Raw genomic sequence first — 21398 nt, 5'->3', positions numbered from 1 at the left:
AAAGGGGGAGTCAGAATTCTGGCTCCCCCTCTTTGTTGTGCTTCAACTGTGGTGCTTGAAAATGAAAAGAAGTAGCTCTGACAGCAAGAAACCGTTTCCTAACTCCCCTCTCTTTTCCACACGCCTTCGCGTTCCAGCACCGCGCAGCCACCGACGTGGACGGCCACCACTGCGTCGCCGCGCATTTCCACCTCCACCTCTACCTCTCCGGGGGTGCCCAGTGCGTGGCCCTGGTAGATGACGCCGCAGGCCCGCCCGGCGCGCACCGGCAGGCGGCCCCCGTGTGCCAGCAGGGCCATCAGCGCGCCGCCTGCGCTGCCAGTCACGGGGTCCTCGGGAATGCCCAGCGCCGGGGCAAAGTCGCGCGCCGCGAAACGGTTGACGCCCATCGGCGCGTAGGCGTAGACGCTGCCCACGTCCAGCGCCCCGCTGAGCAGCGCAATTCGCTCCAGATCGGGTTCCAGGGCGTCCAGAATCACCGGGTCCAGCAGCGGCACAAAAACGCTCCACAGGCCCGTGCTGGCGGCGGCCAGCGGCAGTCCTCTGTGGATCATGCGGGCGTCGATGCCCAGCGCCTCGGCCAGTTCGACGCGCAGGCGGGTGGGCACAGGGCGAATTTCATGTTGTTGCTGGCGCATCCAGACCTGATGGGGCACGCCCGCCTCGCTGAGCAGTTGCAGGGGCACGCGGCCTGCCAGGGTTTCCAGTTCCAGCGCCCCGCCGCGCCAGTGTCCGGCCTGGGCCAGCATCAGCCCCAGCGCCAGCGTGGCGTGGCCGCAGAACTCCACCTCCTGCGTGGGCGTGAAGTAGCGCACCTGCACGGCAGAGCGGCCCGTGTGGGTCACAGACATGCGCGTGACAAAGACGGTTTCGGGCGCACCCAGGAAGGCGGCCAGTTCGCGCATTTCGCTCTCGCTCAGCCCGGCGGCGTCCAGCACCACGCCCGCGCGGTTGCCCTGGCCCGGCGTGCTGGTAAAGGCGCTGACCTCGCTGTAGGCGATCATGGGCATCAATTTAGCGTGCCTGGCTACGAAAAGAGGGAGATAGGTGCCAAATGGCTCAGGTCCTGGAAAGTTTGGGGAGGCTCTGTTCTGCGTCTCATACGGATTCCGTCTATTTCGTGCAGGAATCGGGACAACGCCGATTCCCACACTCCATGCCCGGAACCCGTTTTTTTCCCACTCACTCCGTTCGGATTTCCAGGTGTCTTCGACACCTTTCAATCGGAGTCCGTATCACCGGGTCACAAAAAGGCGCGGCACGCCTGGGAAGTTTCTCCCACCGCGCGCCGCACCCCCTTGCTCCGGCCTTTACTTCAGGCTGGCCAGCGTCTTCTTCGCCGCGTCCAGATCGCGCTTTTGCCAGAAGGTGTCGGCGGGCATGGCGATGGCCTTCTGTAATTCGGCGGCGGCTTCGGCCTTTTTCTTCTGAAGGATCAGGGCGTTGGCATATTCGATGTGATGGACGGCCACGTTCGGCTCCAGCGCGAACGCTTTCTCGAAGTTGGGGGCAATCTGGTTCTTGTCGGCCCCGGTGGCGCGGCGGGCGATGAAGCCCTTCTCGTCCAGATTGGAGTTCCACAGTCCCAGCGCCACGTAGGCCCCGGCCAGATTGGGATTGAGCTTGATGGCCTGATCCAGATTCTTCTTCATGTCCCCGGCCAGCCCCAGGCTTTGCAGGATGCCCGAGAACTGCGCCAGACGGCCCTGTGCGCGGGCCAGCTCGAAGTAGGCGTCGGCGTTGTTCTTGTCTTTGGCAATCGCACTGCTGGCGTAGTCCTGCGCCTTCTGGAACAGGGCTTTTTTCTGGGCGTCGGGCACCATGCTGGCCCCGGCGGTGGTGGCCTCGGCGGCCAGGGCCAGGCCCGCGCTGGTGTTCAGGGCGGCGGCAGAGGCGGCGGCTTCCTGCCATTTGCCCGAATCGTAGAGGGCCTGGGCGGCTCCCTGGCTCTGGGCAGAGGCGGCGGTGGCCACGAGGGCGGCGGTCAGGGCGAGGGTCAGCATGGGTTTACGCATAGGGGTTCTCCAGAAGGGGCCATGAAGATGGCCGGAAAGAGGATTGGATTGAAGGCTGTGCCGAGTATACACAGCCGCGTGCGGGGTTGCTTATCCGTGCGTCAGGAACGTTGCCCTGGCCCTTTTCTGCACCGGGTCTATTTTGCGCCCGTGGGTGCTACCCTGGGAACCATCTTGGATTACAAGGCGGTGCTGGCTGACCTGCGCGCCCACCTGCCCCCGCAAGCTGGCGGCGGGGGTATGGCGGTCCGGCGCGGCAGTCTGCGCTGGCTGGAAACCGAGATGCGGGCGCGTGGTGCCGGGGGCGCGGCGGTGCGGAACATCATCTACCGCGACATCGGTACGGTGGCGGACCGAGAAATCCTGCGTGTCATCCTGACTGAGCTGGCGGTTGAGGCGGGCCGTCCGTTGCCCGAAACGTCGCTGGTCTCCTCATCTTCCCCTCCGCCCGCCGAACTGGAACTGCTGGGCCGCAGCAAGAAGCGGGCCTACCGCCAATTCCTGGCCGGAGTGCGGGCAGGCCGCGCGCCCCGGCTGATCGTGACGGGCCGGGCGGGGGCAGGCAAGACCGTGCTGCTGGACAGCCTGGACGCGGCGTTGCGCGAGGCCGGACTTCCGGTCAAGCGGCTGTTTCTGTCGGGCGAGGTCGGCGAATTGCTGGGATTGGAAGCCGCGCCCGGCACAGCCTACGCGCAGCTCGCGGCGGCGCAGATGGAGGCCGCGCGCCGTCAGCTTCCGGCGTCCGGCACGCTGCTGGTGCGCGTGACCGATGATCTGGGTTTTGCGGGTGGCCCGCCCCGCAGCGCCGACGGTTCGGTGATTTCCCCGGCACGCTGGGCCGCCGAACACCTGCTGGCCGCCGCGCCGCCAGAGCTGGCCGTGCTGCTGGCGCTGGAGAAGGTTTCTGCCGATGGTCTCGGCCTGCCACAGCCCGAGACCATCGCCCTGCACCCCCCCACCCCAGCCGAAGCGCGTGGCTACCTGATGGCCCGTCTGAGCATCGCCCGCGCGGAGGCTGATGCGCTGGTGGCCGAGACCGGACGTCATCTGGATCGACTGAGCCTGTTGGTGCGCTTGCGCGGAGGCCAGACGGACGCGGACGTGCCGGAATTGCTGACGGACCCCGACATCCGGCGGCTGGCCGGGGCGACGGCGGCGCTCGATCTGAGTTCAGTCCATTCTCCCGCCCTGCCCTGGCCGCCCGAACTGCTGCGGGCCGCACTGGGCACTGAATTCCGGCAATTGCCGCCCCATGCCCGCGCCCTGCTGGCCGGTTCGGACGCGCTGGGCTGGACCCCCACGCCTGCCCTGCGCGCTGCCTGGAACGGGATGGAGGCAAAAGACCGTACCGGGGCGCTGCGCCGACTGGCCGCGCTGACGGCTGAGGGGGGGCGTCCCGTTCGGCTGGCCGCGCTGACCGCTCTGAAGGACTGGGCGGCGCTGGCGGCCCACATCCGCGCGCAACCCGACGACGCCCGCTGGCTGCCGCTGTTGTGGCCGTCCATCCGCCACGGCGCGGTGGGGGAGACCCGCGACGATCTGGCGGGGGCGGTGGTGCGCCACCACGCGGGCCGGGGCGATTACCACGATTCGGGGCTGCGCGACGCCCTGTTCACGCTGCTGGAGGCCACGCGCCCCCCGGTGCGGGCCTGGGCGCGGGTCAAGCTGGCCGAGAGCAGCCTGGAAGCCGGGAACATGGCGGCGGCGGCAGAGCAACTGGCCCACCCGGAGGTGTCCGCCCTGCTTTCCTCCGCCCTGCCCGTGCGTGACGCGTGGGCGGTCACGGCCTGCGCTGACGCGCTGCTGGTGCAGGCGGCCCTGGCCCGCTGGGCAGGTGATCTGGAGGCCGCCACCCGCGCCGTCATGGACCCGCGTGCGGCAGTGGGCGGCCCCCGCGCGGGGCTGTGGCGCGGATTGATCGCCAAGGACGCCGGGCGCTGGGACGAGGCGCTGGGGGCGCTGGCCTCGGTGCCGCCTTCCAGCCCGCTGCTCTCCGCGCGTGCCCGCTATCAGGAAGGCGATCTGCGCCTGCGCCTGGGCCAGCCCGCCGCCGCACTGGCGGCTCTGCGCGACGCCGTGATCAGGCTGGAAGCGGCAGGGGCGTCTGATGAGGAACGCGCCCGCGTGCTGGCCCGCAGCGCCACCGCCCTGCGCCGCCTGGGGCTGGTGGAGGAGGCCCACGCCACCCTGAAACTCGCCCTGGCCCTGCTGCCCCCCGATCCGCGCCGCCACGCCGATGGGGTGCCCCGCGCCCGCCTGCTCTCGGAGGGGATTCCGCTGTTGCTGGCGCTGGGTCGCCCGAACGACGCCCTGGCGGCCTCGGCTCAGGCGCTGGCCCTGCTGACAGGCCGCAGCGCCCGCCCCGCCGAGGTCCAGTACCGTCAGCGCCGCACCCACTACCGCGTGGCCCTGGCTTACCTGACGCGCGGGCTGGGCGGCGCATATCTGCAACCCCTGCTCGGCCCGCTGCGGGATCACCCTGATTTGCAGCAGGCCCGCGCGCTGCTGGACGGCCTGATTGCAGAGGCCACGACCGGAAGTGACCGCGACAGCATCCTGCTGTTCGATATGCACCTCAGCCGCGCGCTGGCCGAACCCCACCCGGCGGCGGCGCTGGACTGCGTGGCCCGCGCCCTGGCCCTGGCCGCCCATCCCTATGAGCAAGCCCAGGCCCGCGCCATGCGCGCCGAGGTCCAGTGGCGCGCAGGCCGTCCTGCCGAGGCTCTGGCCGATCTGAACCGCGCCCACGCCCTGCTGCGCCGCGTGCAACCGGGCCTGGACGATCAGCCCGATCCTGGCTTGCAGGCGCAACTGCTGACGCTTGAGGCCGCCATGACCATCGGTGACGGCCCACAGACGATCCGTTGGCTGCGCGCCGCGTTGGCGGACTCGGCGCTGGCCCCCTTCCGCGCGGGCGTGTGGCGGGCGTTGGGGCGGGTGCTGGAAGCTGGGGGAGACGCGTGGCCCCTGCTCCACAGTCTTCACGGCCCGCGCGCCGATGCCCTGGCCCATCTGCGCCCTGGCGACGCTCTGTGGCTACTGGAAGGGGGCGAGTGGAAGTCTCCAACTGGGCCGTCTCTCCCGTGAGATCGAACATCTCCTAGCATCGGGTGGCTGAACTTTTATTTCACATTCCAGAGGTCATTTTCAGAATCGGCCAGTCTGTTTTTGCTATCTGGTCCTCCTGCCTTCTCTGGGAGCGTAGCTCCGCTATAGCACCGCGCTCAGGTTATACGGACTCCGATTATAAGGTGTTGAAAACACCTGAAAATCCGAGTGGAGCGAGAAGGAGAAAAACGGGTTTCGGGCGTGGAGTGCAGGAATCGGCGCTGTCCCGATTTCTGCACGGAACAGACGGAATCCGTATCAGATCAGTTCCAGGCGTAAGCGCTTGCCCAGTACGCTTGCGGCCCGTTCCAGGGTACGCAGAGTGACGGCGTGATTCTCCGGGTCAAGCAGTCGGTCCACTGCTGAACGGCTTGTCTCCATCCTGACTGCCAGTTGGGTTTTGGTCAGCCCCGTGCGGATCATCTCCTGTTCCAGTTGGAAAGCAATCACGCGCTTGAGGGCAACGCCCTCAACCTCGGCCAGCAGGCCATCCTCGGCCAGAAAGTCATCAAAGCTGCTGCCGCTGTGTTTGTTCCCAATATGCTTGTTTGCGGTGGTCATGATTGGTGGTCCTCCAGTTGTTTCAGGCGCTTGCGGGCGGTGTCCAGCTCATTCTTCGGGGTCTTCTGGGATTTCTTGATAAAGCCGTGCAGCAGGTGCATCCGCTGGTCCTTGACGGTGAACAACACGCGGGCAATGCCATCTGCGATGATGGTTCTGACTTCCCACAGACCTTTTTCCAGTTTGCGGATCAGGGGCATTCCGAGGGGCCAGCCGAACTGAGCAGTCTTGATGTCCTCACCGATGGCGCGGCGGTCTTCACGGGTCAGCGCTCTCAGCCAGTTGCGAACGGGTTCATTTCCTGCGGAGGTGCGAAAAAACCGTACCTCCAGAATGGGTTGGGGCGGTTCGGCTTCGGGTGGCTGGGTCACATCTTTCCAAGTGTACCATTTTTGGTGCATATGGTAGTCACTGCGAAGCATGTCGTACAGGGTCACGGCCTGCCCCGTCATTTGCTCCAGAGGGCGTAGAGAGCGTTCCAGCTTGACGGGTTTGAAGTCGTTCCGGCATGGCTTTGAACTTGCGTCATATGGATTCCGTCTGTTTCGTGCAGGAATCGGAACAGCGCCGATCCCTCCACTCCACGCCCGGAACCCGTTTTTCTCTTGCTCGCTCCGCTCGGATTACAGGTATTTTCAATACCCTCTAATCGGAGTCCGTACCAGTTGTAGATCGTGTTCGGGGTGTATCCCACATCCCATTGGACACGTCACTTCAGGTGGGTCAGGCAAGTTCAAGTTGCTAGCGCATTACCCTGGCGGGCCGAATGTACTTCCACAGGCTTTCCGCGCCGCGTTGCCCATAGATTGAAACCGCGCCCCTCACGCCTCCCACCTGCGGGGGCTTACGCTGAGGTGTGCCTCTTCACCGCTTTCCGCGTGCGCTGTTTCCGGCGTTGCTGCTCGCCCTCCCTGTGGCGGGGGCCAGCCCGGCCAGCGATCTGTTCCAGTCGGCCACGCAGCAGGTCACGCGCGAATATTACGGCTGGTCCACGGCGGATTTAAGGGCACTGAACGAGAAGTACGACGCCCTGTTGCGCGTCAGATGTTCGGATCAGGGCGAGGCGTGTTCCTACGATACGGGCCGTGATGTCCTGACCGACCTGTTCAAGGAATTTGGCGACGCCCACACCAATGTCCGTGACCCGGAGGGGGCCGAGCGGCTGCGCGAGGTCACGCAGGATCTGGCAGTCCAGCGCACCGGAGCGCGGCTGGCACGCGCCGAGGGCGGCCTGCTGGTGGTCTCGATCATCCCCGGTAGCCCCGCCGAGGCCGAGGGCCTGCGTGTCTTCGATCTGGTCACCACCGTCAATGGCGAGGCGGCAGGCAAACGCGGCGGCGAGAACGCCCCCATTGGCCCCAACGAATTTATCCGGCTCGAGCGGGCGGCCCAGCCCGTCCGTGTGACCGTCCGGCGGCCTGCCAGCTCGGAACTGACCCTCAGCCTCAGCACCCAGTCCCTGCTTGCGCGCGACGTACCTACCCTGGCCTGGACTGGCGTGGACGGCAAGGTGGCGGTGATCTCGTACCCCTCTTTCCTGCCCAGCGACGCCTCTCAACTGTTCCTGGCGCGGCTGAAGGAAGCGCAGGCGGCGGGAGCGCGTGAGCTGATCGTGGACCTGCGCTACAACGGCGGCGGCAGCCTGACCGAGTGCGTGGCCGCCGCCAGTGTCTTTGCCCCGGTGGAGTACAAATCCCAGACCCGCTACAACGGCAGGCTGTCCACGTACAGCTTTACCGGTGTGAACGGCACACGCGGCAATTTCCTGAACATGAAGACCATCCCGCCCGGCAGCGCCGTCTGGAAGGGGCCAGTGGCCGTGCTGGTGGGGCCGAATACCGCCTCGTGCGCCGAGGTCTTTACCTACTACGCGCAGCGGGCCGGGGCCATCGCCGTGGGTGAGAAGACGCGCGGTGTGGGCAACAGCGGCGTGGTCTTCGATCCGCTTCCCGACGGCGGCGTGGTCTCGGTGACGGTGCTGCGTGCGTTCAACGAGAAGGGCGAGGCGTTGCCTGACACCATCACGCCCGACGTGCTGGCCCCCGGCGACATCGTGGCACTAACCGAACAGGGCCGGGATGTGACGCTGGAGGCCGCTCTGCAAGCGCTGGCGGCGCAGGCGGCAAGGTGAGGATGTCTGGGAGTTTGAACATTTAAAGGCCGGAAGGCTCCAGTGGGAACTGCCTCTTGACTGAGCCGTGCGGAATGCTGGAGCGGGGATGGAGGGTATGCTCGCTCCTGTGACGGTTCATTTTCCCCCGCCCCCTTCCGAGCGGCAGATTCGACTGGCCCTCGCGGGCGTGCTGCTGACCGTGTTTCTGTGGGGCGCGAACGTGGTGGCCCTGAAAGCCGTGCTGGGGGTCCTGAACGCTGAGACCACCAACACCGCGCGCGTGCTGACGTCTGGGACGGTGCTGGTCACGCTGGCGGTGCGTGCCCACGGCTGGCCGCGCTGGGACGCCCGGACCTGGCTGACGGTGGCGGGGGTAGGACTGCTGGGCAATACGCTGTTCCAGGCGTTCTTCCTGACCGGAATTGAGATGAATCCGGCGGGAGTGGCGGGACTGGTCAACGGGCTGGTGCCCGTGCTGGTGCTGCCGCTGGGCCTGTTGCTGGGCCAGAGCTTCACACGCCGCCAGGGGGCAGGCGTTGCCGTGGCTTTCGCCGGTCTGCTGGGCCTGCTGGCCCTGACCCGCGTGCCGGGGGTGTCGGTCACACTGACCGGATTGCTGTGGCTGCTGGCCGCCGGGGTGGTCTGGGCGCTGTACACGCTGTTTAACCGCCCGCTGTCGGCGCGGCTGGGCACGCTGCCCTTCGTGGCCTTCAGTCTGGCGCTGGGCAGCGTGCCGTACCTGCTATATGCCCTGCCACACCTTCAATTTGCGGGTCTGAAGGGGACAGGCGTGCCAGTGGCAGCGTGGCTGGGTATTGCCTTCAGTGCGCTGGGGGCCAATGTCCTCGCTTATCTCGCCTGGGCCAGTGGGGCGCAGGTGCTGGGGGCGGCCCGCACCAGCGTGTGGCAGGCGCTGGCCCCGGTGATTGCCCTGATCCTCAGTGCCGCGCTGTTGCACGAGCGGCTGCCTGCCAGTGTGTGGGGCATGGCCGCCGTCATCCTGATCGGGGCAACGCTGGCCAACTGGCCAGAACCGGGCCGGATCAGAAAGCCGCTGGATACACGGGAAGGAATTCAGGGCCGCAAGGAAAAATCCCCTCCTGTGCCGTAAAGCTGGGAAGGACCATTCAGCCCTGGCGCGTTCTGGCCCCATCCAGATACACAGATAACAGTGCCCGCGCCGTCCCCTGCGGATCGGTGGGCGGCGTTCCCGTGACCAGCGGGTAGATCAGGGCCAGAAACGCCCGCGTCAGCATCTGCGGCGGCATGTCCGCGCGCAGTTCCCCCCGCGCCGAGGCCCCCTCGAACAGGGCGCTCAGGCCGCCCATCCAGACCCGGCGGTACTCGTTCTCAAAGCTTTTGCGGCGTTCCGGCGAGACGTGCCGCAACTCGGAGGCCAGTTGCAGGCCCACGCGCTGTTCGGGCGCGCTGTCTACCAGTTCGCTGACCAGCGTGTCCAGTTGCGCCGACAGGCCGCTCTGGGCCGAGGCGTGTTCGATCAGCCGCGCCAGCCCGGCCAGCGCGCCGTCCAGCATCGCCAGGAACAGGGATTCCTTATCGGCGTAGTGGTGGTACAGCGCGGGTTTGGTCACGCCCACCGCCTCGGCCACCTCGCGCATGGAGACGCCGTGGTAGCCGCTTGCCACGAACAGCCGCGCCGCCTCCTGCCCGATCCGGGTGCGGGTGGTTTCTGGGGTGGGGGCGGCGGCGGGCGGCAGTGGGACGGTCACGCCCCGCATGATACCCGGCAGTCCGGGTCAGAGGACTTGATGGATTGAGATGGTCAGGCACGCTCCCACGAAAACCCCTCTCCTGCCGAGCTGGGCCAGCCAATCTGCTTCAAGAGGAGCTGGGAGTGCGCTGCTGGCCGGGCAATTTCGCGCCTCTTGCCTCCCCTTGAGGCAGGGTGATGCAGACAAGTCTCTCAGAGTCATTGAGACGCCGATTTTCGCAAGAAGTCATTTTTCTCAAATCACGCTGGGACGGCGTTTGCGCTTCCCCCCTCCCAGCCTCCCCCGCAAGGGGGGAGGAGCCAAAAACGCCTTCAGGAGAGGTGCCCTAAAGGGGTGGACTCGCAGAGCTGCGAAGCAGAGGGGTCAAGCAGGCATGGCAACCCCCTAGCCGTGACCATCCTTACAAGAGGAAAGCCCGGACACTCAACGCGTCCGGGCCTTCCTCAATTCGACTTCAGAACTTCAGGGGCTTAAGCCTGGGTGTCCTCGGTCTTGGTGTCGCTAGCCGTATCGGCGGATTCGGCGTTGGCCGTTTCCGTCGTGGCAACGTCGTCCTTCTTGTCGGCGCTCAGACCGAACTGCGCGAACAGATCGGCGTACACGTCGCCCAGCTTGGTGCTGATCTTGCCGCCCTGAGAGGCGTCCTTGGCGTTGTAGTTGTAGTCGGCACCGCCGCCACGTCCACCACGTCCACCAGCGCCGCGTCCGCCGCCGGGTGCGCCGCCGTAACGGTCACTGCGGCTGCCGCCGCCCTGGCTGACGTAATCGCGCTGTCCAGCACCGCCCGCAGCGGGGGGTGCGCCTCCGCCCAGGAAGCGGCGACGGCTCAGGCTGGCGCGCTGCTCGACGGGATCGATGTTCAGGATCATGGCTTCGATTTCGTCGCCCTTCTTGAACAGGTCCGCCGGGTTGTTGACGCGCGCGGTATCGAGTTCGCTGATGTGAATCAGGCCCTCGATGCCTTCCTCGATCTCCATGAACACGCCGAAATCGGTCATGCCGGTGATCTTGCCTTTGACCGGCGTACCGGGTGGGTAACGGTCAGGCAGCGCACTCCAGGGATCGTCGGTGGTCTGACGAATGCCCAGGCTGATGCGGCGGTCCTTGGGATCAATCCGCAGGATGACGGCTTCAACCTCGTCGCCTTCCTTCATGACCTCGTTGGGATGACGTACGCGCTTGGTCCAGCTCATTTCAGAGACGTGGACCAGACCTTCCAGACCGGACTCCAGTTCCACGAAGGCCCCGAAGTTGGTGAGGTTGGTGATCTTGCCCTTGACGCGCTGGCCAACGCTGTAGCGGTCAATCGCACCTTCCCAGGGATCCTGGGTCAGCGACTTCATGGACAGGTTGATGCGCTCACGGCCCTCGTCCACGTCAATGACCTGAACCTGGACCTTGTCGCCCACCGTGACCACGTCGCGGGGGTGATTGAAGCGCCCGTAGGTCAGCTCGCTGCGGTGAACCAGACCGTCGATGCCGCCGAGATTGACAAACACACCGAAATCGGTGATCTCGACCACTTCACCCTCGAACTGCGCGCCGGGTTCCAACTGGCCGACCGTTTCTTCACGGGCCTTGGCCTTCTGGGCTTCCATGATGGCGCGGTGGCTGATGATCACGCGGTTGCGCTTGCGGTTCAGCTCGATCAGCTTGACCATCAGCGGCTTTTCCACGTAGGGGTCCAGATCGTTGACCCGGCGGGTATCGACTTGGCTCGCGGGCAGGAACGCACGGATGCCCTCGACCTGGGCCACCAGACCGCCGCGCACCTTTTCCAGCACCTGGACTTCAAAGGCCTCGTCGGCCTCCTGCATCTTTTCCAGCACGCGCCAGCCCTTGTCCTGATCGGCCCGTTTCTTGCTCAGGACGATCTGGCTGTTGGACAGGTCCACGCGCACCACGTACGCCTCGATCTGTTCGCCGGGCTTGTACATGGCCTGGGCCTCTTCCAGCGTCATCGGTTCATCGCCGAGCTGGTTGAGGGGAATGATGCCCTCGACCTTCGAGCCGATGTCCACGGCGATGCCTTCCTGACCGATGAACACGATCTGGCCGTCCACGATGTCACCGCGCGTGACGCTCTGGGGTTCCTGCGCCTCGCTGGCGAGGATGTCCTCCATGGTCATGGCCGGGTATTCGCGTTCCTCGGGAGCAACGGGGGCGCTGCTCTGCTGGGGGGCGGCCTGAGCGGCTGGGGCCTGAGGTTCCTGGGCCTGGGGTGCCGGGGTCTGGACTTCAGGAGCCTGTGCTTCGGAAGCCTGCGCTTCAGGAGCCTGTGCTTCGGGAGTCTGGGCCTCGGTGCTGGTGGTTTCCACGTCACTGGCAGCAGTGGTCATGCTCGCTGCCTGGGTGTCGGTGGCCGTCTCATTGCCCGCCTGGGGCTGAGTCCCGTTTTGTGTCACGGGGGTCTGGGTGTTGTCTTCCATGAACTCCTGTCCTCCTGGGCTGGCAGAACTCCGCCTGACAGCCAGCTTCTGTAAACTGCTGCCGTGCGTCCTTCGGCCTGCTTCCGCTGAAAACTTAATTCAGCGGGGGGGAGACACGGGCGCTACGGCGCGGCAACATCTATAAGTGTACCAGAGTCGGCGCGTGGGCAGCAAGCACGCTCTGAACGCGGTCCATTCATTTCTGACGGAACGCTGAAGACGGCCCGCCAGCACGCGGACGCACCCGGGCGCTTGACGCTTCCTGGCTTGCCCGTTATACTTCCTGACGCCTTCCCACCTGGGAAAGCCGTTCCCGCTTTTGTGCTGGGGCATCGTCTAATGGCAGGACAACAGTCTCTGACACTGTCGATCAAGGTTCGAGTCCTTGTGCCCCAACCAGAATCAATTGTAAGGCCCCCGCTTCCGGCGGGGTTTTTCTTTGTCAGCTCGCCATATGTTGCTCCTGACCCTGACCAGCACGCCGGAATCCCGTCATCCCCTCCGCATGAATGCTTTCGGCAGCGATTCCAAAACGCTTTTCCCTTACACTCGTGGGCAATGACTCAGCAGACTCCTCCCCAGTGGTACAAGAGCGCCGTCTTTTACGAGCTGTCCGTTCGCACCTTCGCGGATGGCAATGGCGACGGCAAGGGCGACTTTCCCGGCCTGACCGGCAAGCTGGATTACCTGCGGACCCTGGGCGTCGATTGCCTGTGGCTGCTGCCCTTTTACCCCAGCCCGTTGCGCGATGACGGCTACGACGTGGCCGATTACACCGGCATCCACCCGGACCTGGGGACCATCGAGGACTTCCAGTTCTTTCTGGCCGAGGCGCACTCGCGCGGGTTGCGGGTGATCGCCGATCTGGTGACCAACCACACCTCCGCCGAGCATCCCTGGTTCCAGGCGGCGCGGCGCGGCCCCACCCTGCCCGACGGCAGCCCCAACGAGTACCACGATTACTACGTCTGGAGCGACACCGCCACCGAGTACGCCGGGGCGCGCATCATCTTCACCGACACCGAGACCAGCAACTGGACGCGCGACGAGGTCTGCGGGCGCTACTACTGGCACCGCTTCTTCTCGCACCAGCCCGACCTGAATTTCGACAACCCAAAGGTGATCGAGGAGATTCTGGACGCCGGGCGCTTCTGGCTCAACACGGGTCTGGACGGCTTCCGGGTGGACGCCGTGCCGTACCTGATCGAGCGCGAGGACACCAACTGTGAGAACCTGCCCGAAACGCACGAGATTCTCAAGAAGATGCGCCGCATGGTGGACGCCGAATACCCTGGCCGCCTGCTGCTGGCCGAGGCCAATCAGTGGCCCGAGGACGTGGCGCAGTACTTCGGCACCGAGGAAGACCCCGAATTTCACATGTGCTTCAACTTCCCGGTGATGCCCCGCCTGTACATGAGCCTCAAAAAAGAGGACACTACCAGCATCCGCGAGATCATGGGACGCATGCCGGAAATCCCCTCCTTCGGGCAGTGGGCCACCTTCCTGCGTAACCATGACGAACTGACGCTGGAGATGGTGGATGACGACGAGCGCGCCTTCATGTACGCGGCGTACTCGCCCGATACCCGCATGCGAATTAACGTGGGCATCCGCCGCCGCCTGGCCCCGCTACTGAACAACGAGCGCCGCCGCATCGAGCTGCTGAACAGTGTGCTGCTGGCGCTGCCCGGCAGTCCGATCCTGTATTACGGCGACGAGATCGGCATGGGCGACGATCTGGGGCTGGCAGACCGCAACGGCGTGCGGACCCCGATGCAGTGGAACGCGGGCATCAGCGGCGGCTTTTCCACCGCCTGGCCGTCCGATTGCTTCTTCCCGCCGATCAGCGATCCGGTCTACGGCTACCAGCGCGTCAACGTGCAATCCCAGGAACGCGATCCGGGCAGTCTGCTCCAGTGGACCTCCCGCCAGCTAGAGGCCCGCCGCCAGCACCCGGCCTTCGCCCACGGCGATCTGAAATTCGTGGACACCGACAACAACTCCGTGCTGGCTTTCACCCGCAGTCACGACAACGAAACCCTGTTGATCGTGTGCAACTTCGGGGCCAATGCCCAGGCCACCACCCTTGACCTGAGCGAGTACGTGGGCCGCACGCCCGTGACGCTGTCCGGCGCGAGTCCCTTCCCGCCGGTGATCGAGGGACCCTACACCATCATCATGGGCCGTCACGATTATTACTGGCTGCGGCTGAACTGAGAACGGTCTGAAGCTCTAACGACGTGGAAGCTTGGGGCAAGTAGGGTCCATCTGGGAAGGGCAGAGGTGAAGGATTTCGCCCAGTCCTTTGCCCACAGCCACCAGCGCCATATTCGTCTGACCACTGGCGTCCAGGTTCAGCTTTAGCTCAGCGCGTGGAGAACACGGTCATGTCTGCGCCCTGAACCACGCCGCAATCTCATCGCTGGCGGCGGCAACCGTCACTGGATCATCGTAGAACTGAAACTGCACCTGCTCTCCCAGCCAGACGAGTTTTTTAGCCTGGCTGGACATACTCTCAAAAATCGTACGTGGAATCTGGGGGCCGCTGGCTGCACCGTCCGCGTGAACCATCAGCGTGGGCAAACTGAGCTTGGCCGCGTCAGGCCGTACATCGTGGCCCCAGATCAGCTCCTCGCTCATGGCCGTGAGGCGATTTTCCCACAGGCCCCTGGACCCCAGGGCAGCTTCACGGCCCCGATGCTCCCAGGGCAGATACCACGCCGCAATCGCTGGACTCAGCAGCAGCGCGTCGGGCGCGTTGACGATGGGGATGTACCCGGCCTCGCCAGTTTGCTCAAAGAGCGTGCGGGCCGCCGCACCTCTGGCCATGCGCTCTTCAACCCTGTGCGGCCCGCCCAGATACAGCGCCGCCACGTCTGGCGTCAGGTAATGTCCGGCCACCAGCGCCAGCGCTTTGACGTGGGTGTTCCGGTTGGCGGCTAGCACGGTCCAGTTGACGCCCTGACACACGCCCAGCAAAAAGAGGCGTTGGGCATCTATGTCACGCCGCGCCGCCAGCATGTCCAGTGCGGCTAGCACATCGTCTACCTTGGCCTTGCCACTCTCGTATCGGCGGGGCAGTCCTGCACTTTCGCCGTGAAAACGCGGATCAAAAACGAATGCCGCAAAACCCGCTCGCGCCAGATAAGTGGCGTAGTGCGTGGGTGCCTGTTCCTTGACAAAAGCCACCGGCCCCAGAATGACCACGGCGCAATGCGGGCCAGCGCCGTCGGGAAGGTGAAGATGGCCGACGAGTTGAACGCCCTGACTCTGAAACAGCACGCGCTCCATACTCATATGGTGCAATCCGTACGGGGATGAAAGGCCGAAAATGTGGGGTATGAAGGCTGCATCAGCACAGGCTAGGCACTTTTGCCAGCAGAGGCCAGCGCCAGAACCGATCAAAACATGTCAGAATCCGCGAGTGATACGGACTCCGATTGAATCGTTTGCAAGAGCGATGAAATCCGAACGGATGCGAGAAGGACGGGTTCCAGGCGTGGATTTAACGAACCGGAGCTTTCCCGGTTTGTTGGCGGAACAGACGGAATCCGTATGACCGGGGCCGTGACCTTGCAACACTTTGCTGGAGCGCACGACATTTTCTTTGAAGTTTTTGGTGGCTTTACCCTCTCCGGCCATGAGGTGCAGGCACGGCCCCACCGTCATGCCTACCATGAGGTGCTGTGGATCGGGGGCGGCAGCGGGCAGCACAGCGTGGATGGCGTGTGCGCCGAACTCGCTCCGCAGACCCTCAATGTCATCACGGCGGGGCAGACGCATGAATTTCATGGTGTCCAGAACGTCAGCGGGGCGCTGCTGTGCCTGGAGCCGGGGCTGTGGCGGGCCACGCCCTCGCTGTGCCACACACCTGTGGACTGGGCGATCTGGCCTCTGCTGTGGCAGGTGCTGGGAAGCGAGTACGCCCGCAGCACGCAGCAGCGTTCCCACGCCCTGCGGGAAAGTCTGACGCTGGCCCTCCGGCTGCTGGAGCGAGAACTCGCGCCCGGTGCGCCGGGCAGGGAAACCTCCAGGGTAGCCCGCTTTCATGCCCTGCTGGAACAGCATTTCCGGCTCCAGCACGACGTGGGTTTCTATGCGTCCCAGCTTCATTGCACGCCGGATCAGCTCAGCCGCGAGGTGCGGAACAGCGGAGGCCACAGTGCCAAACATGCCATTCAGGAACGCCTGATGCTGGAAGCCCAGCGCCTCCTGCGCCTCAGTTCATTGCCAGTGGACCAGGTGGCCGAGCAACTCGGTTACCGGGATGCCTTCACTTTCAGCCGCGCTTTTCGGCATGGGGTGGGCGTATCGCCACGGGGCTTTCGGCACCTGTCTTCGGACGACACAGATTGACCAGATCAGGCAAGCTGGCCGAATCGTTCGCCCCGTGTTCAAACAAGAGTTTCCAGTCCATAATACGGATTCCGTTTAATTACCGTATAGAGGCCACCAGTGGAACAGGGTGTGCTGAGTGAGGAGATCGGGTTGTCGGCGGCACTGTGGCGAAAAATGATGGCTGAATAGAATTCAGCGATGCGCCAGTCTGCGCTTTTTATTCGGAGTCCGTATAAGATGTGCCGTGCTGGACGCTAGTAGCGGGATCAAAATGGAGAAAAGTGCGGTCCTGACGGTGTTTGTCCAATCTGCCGTGCTGCACACGGTGAAGAACGGACGGGGATGGGATCAAGACCCACCCACTGGACGGCAGAGGCGGTGTGTACAGGCAAAGGGTTTCAAGCCAAAGCCAATTGATCCCGCGAGCAGCGAGGTTTTCTGGGGCGACTCATTTTTACCGTGCTGACCGTTGTTTTTACGTTGCGCCCCCCCTTTGCTGCCCACCCGGACGCCCTTCCTGATTTCCTGGAAACTCTTGTTCAAAGAACTAAAAAGGCAGACGGCGAGGATTCCCCCGGCCATCTGCTTTCTGCTGTCCGTCGTCTGAAATTAAGGGTACAGTCCCCGCAAGGCCCGCGCTTCCAGCACCCGCGTGCAGGACACGATGTACACGGCGGTCCGCAACGTCACGCCATGCTGCTCCTTCACGTCCCACAGGCTTAGGAATGCCTCGGACATGATCCGGTCCAGGCGCTTGTTGATCTCCTCTTCCGTCCAGAAGAACGAGCTGAAGTCCTGCACCCACTCGAAGTAGGAAACGGTGACGCCGCCGGCGTTCGCCAGCACGTCGGGCACGATTGTTACGCCTTTTTCGGTCAGCAGATCGTCGGCGGCGGGGTTGGTGGGGCCGTTCGCGCCCTCCACGATCAGTTTGGCCTTGATTTTGTCCGCGTTCGCCAGCGTGATCTGGTTTTCCAGGGCGGCGGGGATCAGCACGTCGCAGTCCACGCTCCAGAATTCGTCCTTCTTAATTTCCTCGCTGCCGGGAAATTCGGTGATCTTGCCCGTGCGGCGCAGATGCTCCAGCGCGGCGGCAGGGTCGATACCCGCCTCGGAATGGATGGTCCCGGTCACGTCCTGAATGGCCACGATCTTTGCGCCGTGGTCATGGAAGATGCGCGCGGCAGCCTCGCCCACGTTGCCGAAGCCCTGAATGGCAATTCGCGCGCCTTCCAGCGGCAGGCCCAGTTTCTTGAGGGCCTCCGCTCCGGTCACGAACACGCCGCGCCCGGTGGCGTCCGCGCGGCCCAGCGAGCCGCCCAGGGCCACGGGCTTGCCTGTCACGACGCCCGTGGAGGTACGCCCCACGTTCATCGAATAGGTATCCATGATCCACGCCATCGTCTGTGGGTTGGTGTTCACGTCGGGGGCGGGAATGTCCTTTTCCGGCCCGATGATCAGCCCGATCTCGGTGGCGTACCGGCGCGTCACACGCTCGATTTCCCCGGTGCTGTACTTGCGCGGGTCAATTCGCACGCCGCCCTTGCCGCCGCCGTAGGGCAGGTTGACGGCGGCGTTCTTGATGGTCATCCACGCCGACAGAGCCATCACTTCACTCAGGGTCACGTCCTGGTGAAAGCGGATGCCGCCCTTGGCCGGGCCGCGCGAGGTGTTGTGCTGCACGCGGTAGCCCTCGAAGTGCGCCACGGTGCCGTCGTCCAGATGGACCGGCACGTCCACCACCAGAATGCGTTTGGGCCGCTTGAGGGTTTCCACCCAGTACGCCAGCTTGCCCAGGTACGGCGTGACCCGCTCCACCTGCTCCAGATAGATCTCGTATGGCCCGATGTGGTTGGGATCGAGGTAGCTGGGAATGTCGTGCGCGCCGTATTTTTTCTGTTTGACGTGTTCGGGTTCCTGGGTGGCGGTCATATGGCTCCTTCGGAGGGGTGTGGGATGTGGGTTGTAGGTTGTGGGAAAAGATTGGGGATGCGCGGTCTTCTGTCGTTGTCCCTTAGACTTTCAGACTCTTAGACGGCGCAGCCCTCATGGATACACCCCGCGCATCACCGTCGCGCCGTGCAGGCGGTTCAGGGCCACGGCGTAGGCGGCGGTCCGCAGATCGATGTCGCGGGTCCGCATGAACTCCATTACGGTGTCCACAGCGGCGTTCACGCGCTCGTCAATGGCCTCCTCAATCTCTTCTTCGGTCCAGAAGAAGTTGCTGGCGTCCTGCACCCACTCCAGATAGTTGACGACTGCGCCGCCCAGGCTGGCCACCAGATCGGGCAGCACGGTCACGCCGCGCTCCTTGAGAAAGCGCTCGGCCTCGGGCAGCACGGCGCGGTTGGTGGCCTCCACCAGATAATCGGCGCGCACCGCATGGGCGTTGCTGGCGTTGATGGCCCCGTAGTCGTAGGCCAGCATCAGCACGGTCACGTCCAGCTCCAGCAGTTCTTCCACCGTGATGTCGGTGGCAAAGCCCTGCACGCTGCCGAACAGTTCGCGGTGCTGGGACAGGGCGTCCAGATCGAGGCCGCCGCTGGCAAATGTCGCGCCGCTCTGGTCACTGACGGCGATCACCATCGCGCCCTCGGCGGCCAGGGTCTGCGCGGCCTTGCGGCCCACGTCGCCAAAGCCGTAGACGGCGCACGGGGCGCGGTTCAGACTGCGCCCGGCCTCTTTCAACACGCGGGCGGTGACCAGGGCGGCGCTGCGGCCCCGCGCGTCCTTGCTGGCGTAACTGCCGCCCAGTGGCAGCGGTTTGCCAACCACCATGCCGTTGACCGTGGTGTCGGTGTTCTGGTTGAAGGTGTCCATGATCCAGGCCATCATCTGCGCGTCGCTGCCCACGTCGGGGGCCAGGATGTCCTTGCGCGGCCCGATCAGCTCCACGATCTCGGAGGTGTAACGGCGCACCAGCCCCTCGGTCTCGTGCGGGCTGAGGGTGCCGGGGTCCACGTCCACGCCGCCCTTCGCGCCGCCCAGCGGCAGATCGGCCACCGCCGCCTTGAGGGTCATGATCGCGGCCAGCACCTCGCATTCATGGGCGTTTAGCCCTTCCTTGAGTCGCATGCCGCCCATGCTGGGGCCGCGCGCAGTGCTGTGGACGGTGCGGAAGCCCTTGAAGACCCGGACCGAACCGTCGTCCATCTGCACCGGCAGGTTCATGCTCACGGTGCGCTTGGGATATTTGAAATAAGCCAGCGACTGAGCGGTGATGTCGCAGTGGGGCAGCGCCTGCTGAAGCTGTTCCATGAGGCCCTGCCAGTTGAGTCCTGATGCCCGCATGTGGGGTTCTCCTTCGCTTGAATCAGCTCGAAAAGGTGCTGTGGAAAGTGGCGGTGGGTGGAGGCATGAAAGGTGTGTTCGCAGCATACACGCATAGACAACTGCGCCCATCTGTACACTGCTTGTGCCCGCTGTCTGTCAGCCGTCGCCGGACGGTTCCGGCCTTAAAAATGCTTTGTCGTGCCCCTCAGTTCTAACCTCGCCCAGCTTGAGCGTCAAGCCGAAAGGATGAGGCCGGGATGCCCATAGGTGGGGAACCGGTTCCAACCTTTGGGAAACGGGCTTCCCCACTGACACACCTGGCAAATGCGAGGTATACGTGCAGAGGCTGTCCTGTTAGAAGGGACAGCCTCTTAAGAGTGGAGATGAAGGTTCAGCGCGCCCGCTCGATCTCGCGGCGGGCTAGATCTTCCAGTGCATGCCGCGCCTCTGATGCCGGAAAGGCTTGCAGGGCGTCCACGGCCAGCGCGGCGCGGCGGCGGATTTCCTCACGGGTGCGCTCGAATGCGCCCGTCTCCAGTGCCAAATCACGCACGCGGTCCACGTCGCCGTCCCGCGCGGCGCGGCGTTCCAGGATGCGGCGCACCTCGGCCCCGTGCGGCCCGTCCAGCAGCAGCAGGGACGGGTAGGTGGCCTTGCCCTCGCGCAAGTCTCCGCCCACCGGTTTGCCGATGATCTCCTCGGTCCCAGCGAGGTCCAGCAGATCGTCCTGCATCTGGAAGGCCAGCCCGTACTCGCGCCCGAAGATGCTCAGCGCCTCGTGCGCGCCCGCACCCACGCCCAGCAATGTGGCCGGGGCGCTGGCGGCCAGTTCGGTCAGGGCCGCCGTCTTGCCGTGGATCACGGTCAGGTAGTTCTGCAAATCGTATTCCTGATACGCCGCCACCTGAAATTGCAGCACCTCGCCCTCGCAGATCACCCCCGCCGTCTCGCCGAACGCGCGGGTCAGGGCCGGGCCACCGCTCATGCCCGAGAGCAGCGTCAGCAGCCGCGCCAGCATGAAATCGCCGCTCATCACGCTGACCACGTTGCCGAAGCGCCGGAAGGCCGACTGCTGCCCGCGACGGGTGTCGGCGTCGTCGATCAGATCGTCGTGCAGCAGGGAAGCTGAATGCAGCAGTTCCACGCACACCGCCAGATCCAGCACGGCGTCCCAGCCGGGGCGGGTGGGCGAGGCCCCCAGCATCTGCGCCGACAGCAGCGCCAGCAGGGGCCGGATGCGCTTGCCCCCCGCCGCCACCAGATCGTCACCGATCAACTCGATAAATTCCACGCGCGAACGCAGCACCGCTTTCAGACGCGTCTCGAAAGTCGCATCGGGAACGCTCAGGGCCAGCACGCCGGTCATGGCCCACAGTATATGAGCGTGCGGGGGGACAAAACGTACCGGAAGGCGCAGGGTGGATGGTCCAGACCTACCCTGCGCACTTTCTGTCTCTAAACTTCGGGTGCTAGGGGTTAGAGGCCATCGAAAAACAGTGCCAAATTATGAGCCGCAATCTTCCGGCAGACGTGGGCGCGGACCGACCTGAATGAATTGAGCTGGGGAAGCATCAGGTGAAAAGATCGGTCTAGCCGAGAAAAAACGGTTTCGACAATCTTTCTGACGCCCACCATCGCACCCCACCAGGGCCGAGGATGTTTCGTATTCGATTTGGGCTGCGCGTACACGCCGCAGCCCTGATACCCACGGTCTCCCAGCACCAAAGCTCCCTCGCCTTCGTCGAGGAGCGCACGGGCGAGTGGGGGATCACTCTCATTGCCTGCGGCAATGCCGAAACGGACGATCATGGCATGATCGTCCACGATG

15 protein-coding genes, 1 tRNA gene and 1 pseudogene are annotated in these 21398 nt (G+C 64.7%); 6 read left to right on the top strand and 11 right to left on the bottom strand.

The features are described 5' to 3' along the window. Positions 1-98: 98 nt before the first annotated feature. On the bottom strand, positions 99-1004 hold the full coding sequence (locus BOO71_RS21215) for a PhzF family phenazine biosynthesis isomerase (RefSeq protein ID WP_075835795.1): 906 nt from the start codon (positions 1002-1004) through the stop codon (positions 99-101). 306 nt (positions 1005-1310) lie between these two features. Then, entirely contained in the window at positions 1311-2015 is a 705-nt protein-coding gene (locus tag BOO71_RS21210) for a hypothetical protein (RefSeq protein WP_075835792.1), read from the bottom strand. Positions 2016-2165: 150 nt separating this feature from the next. Between BOO71_RS21210 and BOO71_RS21205 the strand changes: the two genes are divergently transcribed. Then, positions 2166-5102, top strand: coding sequence for a hypothetical protein (locus BOO71_RS21205; RefSeq protein WP_254843242.1), 2937 nt, complete (start codon positions 2166-2168; stop codon positions 5100-5102). A 279-nt stretch (positions 5103-5381) separates the two neighbouring features. Here BOO71_RS21205 and BOO71_RS21200 read toward each other — a convergent pair whose 3' ends face one another. Together BOO71_RS21200 and BOO71_RS21195 are read right to left on the bottom strand one after the other, a co-directional pair. After that, positions 5382-5684 carry a helix-turn-helix domain-containing protein gene (locus BOO71_RS21200; protein ID WP_217694926.1) on the bottom strand — a complete coding sequence of 101 codons (303 nt, stop codon included), beginning with the start codon at positions 5682-5684 and terminating at the stop codon, positions 5382-5384. Then, positions 5681-6055, bottom strand: a complete 375-nt coding sequence (locus BOO71_RS21195) for a type II toxin-antitoxin system RelE/ParE family toxin (RefSeq protein WP_217694925.1) — start codon at positions 6053-6055, stop codon at positions 5681-5683. Before BOO71_RS21195 ends, BOO71_RS21200 begins: the two co-directional genes overlap by 4 nt. A 485-nt stretch (positions 6056-6540) precedes the next feature. Between BOO71_RS21195 and BOO71_RS21190 the strand changes: the two genes are divergently transcribed. Continuing rightward, on the top strand, positions 6541-7815 hold the full coding sequence (locus BOO71_RS21190) for a S41 family peptidase (RefSeq protein ID WP_075835790.1): 1275 nt from the start codon (positions 6541-6543) through the stop codon (positions 7813-7815). 97 nt (positions 7816-7912) lie between these two features. Continuing rightward, the gene (locus tag BOO71_RS21185; protein WP_075835788.1) at positions 7913-8908 is read left to right on the top strand and encodes a DMT family transporter; all 996 of its coding nucleotides are present in this window, start codon (positions 7913-7915) and stop codon (positions 8906-8908) included. A gap of 16 nt (positions 8909-8924) precedes the next feature. Here BOO71_RS21185 and BOO71_RS21180 read toward each other — a convergent pair whose 3' ends face one another. Together BOO71_RS21180 and BOO71_RS21175 are read right to left on the bottom strand one after the other, a co-directional pair. Further along, the gene (locus BOO71_RS21180; protein WP_439823036.1) at positions 8925-9527 is read right to left on the bottom strand and encodes a TetR/AcrR family transcriptional regulator; all 603 of its coding nucleotides are present in this window, start codon (positions 9525-9527) and stop codon (positions 8925-8927) included. 473 nt (positions 9528-10000) lie between these two features. Beyond that, positions 10001-11959: a 30S ribosomal protein S1 gene (locus tag BOO71_RS21175; RefSeq protein WP_075835784.1), complete on the bottom strand. Its 1959-nt coding sequence runs from the start codon at positions 11957-11959 to the stop codon at positions 10001-10003. Positions 11960-12284: 325 nt separating this feature from the next. Between BOO71_RS21175 and BOO71_RS21170 the strand changes: the two genes are divergently transcribed. Next, positions 12285-12358: transfer RNA gene (locus BOO71_RS21170), tRNA-Gln, on the top strand. A gap of 159 nt (positions 12359-12517) precedes the next feature. After that, a complete protein-coding gene (gene treS, locus BOO71_RS21165) occupies positions 12518-14176 on the top strand; it encodes a maltose alpha-D-glucosyltransferase (RefSeq protein ID WP_075835782.1) in 1659 nt (552 codons plus the stop codon). A gap of 168 nt (positions 14177-14344) precedes the next feature. Here treS and BOO71_RS21160 read toward each other — a convergent pair whose 3' ends face one another. Beyond that, positions 14345-15250: an alpha/beta hydrolase gene (locus BOO71_RS21160; protein ID WP_075835780.1), complete on the bottom strand. Its 906-nt coding sequence runs from the start codon at positions 15248-15250 to the stop codon at positions 14345-14347. A gap of 264 nt (positions 15251-15514) precedes the next feature. Here BOO71_RS21160 and BOO71_RS21155 point away from each other — a divergent pair, with 264 nt between their 5' ends. Then, positions 15515-16315, top strand: a complete 801-nt coding sequence (locus tag BOO71_RS21155; protein ID WP_075835778.1) for a helix-turn-helix transcriptional regulator — start codon at positions 15515-15517, stop codon at positions 16313-16315. Positions 16316-16906: 591 nt separating this feature from the next. On the opposite strand, the gene BOO71_RS21150 is transcribed toward BOO71_RS21155, so the two are convergent. The 4 genes and pseudogenes from BOO71_RS21150 to BOO71_RS21135 form a co-directional block, all read right to left on the bottom strand. After that, the gene (locus BOO71_RS21150; RefSeq protein WP_075835776.1) at positions 16907-18229 is read right to left on the bottom strand and encodes a Glu/Leu/Phe/Val family dehydrogenase; all 1323 of its coding nucleotides are present in this window, start codon (positions 18227-18229) and stop codon (positions 16907-16909) included. A 114-nt stretch (positions 18230-18343) separates the two neighbouring features. After that, positions 18344-19588 carry a Glu/Leu/Phe/Val family dehydrogenase gene (locus BOO71_RS21145; protein WP_075835774.1) on the bottom strand — a complete coding sequence of 415 codons (1245 nt, stop codon included), beginning with the start codon at positions 19586-19588 and terminating at the stop codon, positions 18344-18346. A 373-nt stretch (positions 19589-19961) separates the two neighbouring features. Further along, complete coding sequence (locus BOO71_RS21140) at positions 19962-20936, bottom strand: polyprenyl synthetase family protein (RefSeq protein WP_075835771.1); 975 nt, start codon at positions 20934-20936, stop codon at positions 19962-19964. Between the two features lie 110 nt (positions 20937-21046). Beyond that, positions 21047-21398: pseudogene (locus tag BOO71_RS21135) on the bottom strand (transposase); the annotation flags it as partial.

The organism is Deinococcus marmoris (assembly GCF_001949125.1).
Lineage (GTDB): Bacteria > Deinococcota > Deinococci > Deinococcales > Deinococcaceae > Deinococcus > Deinococcus marmoris_A.
The sequence above is the reverse complement of the archived record's forward strand: the minus strand, read 5'-3'. Positions and strand labels throughout refer to the sequence as shown.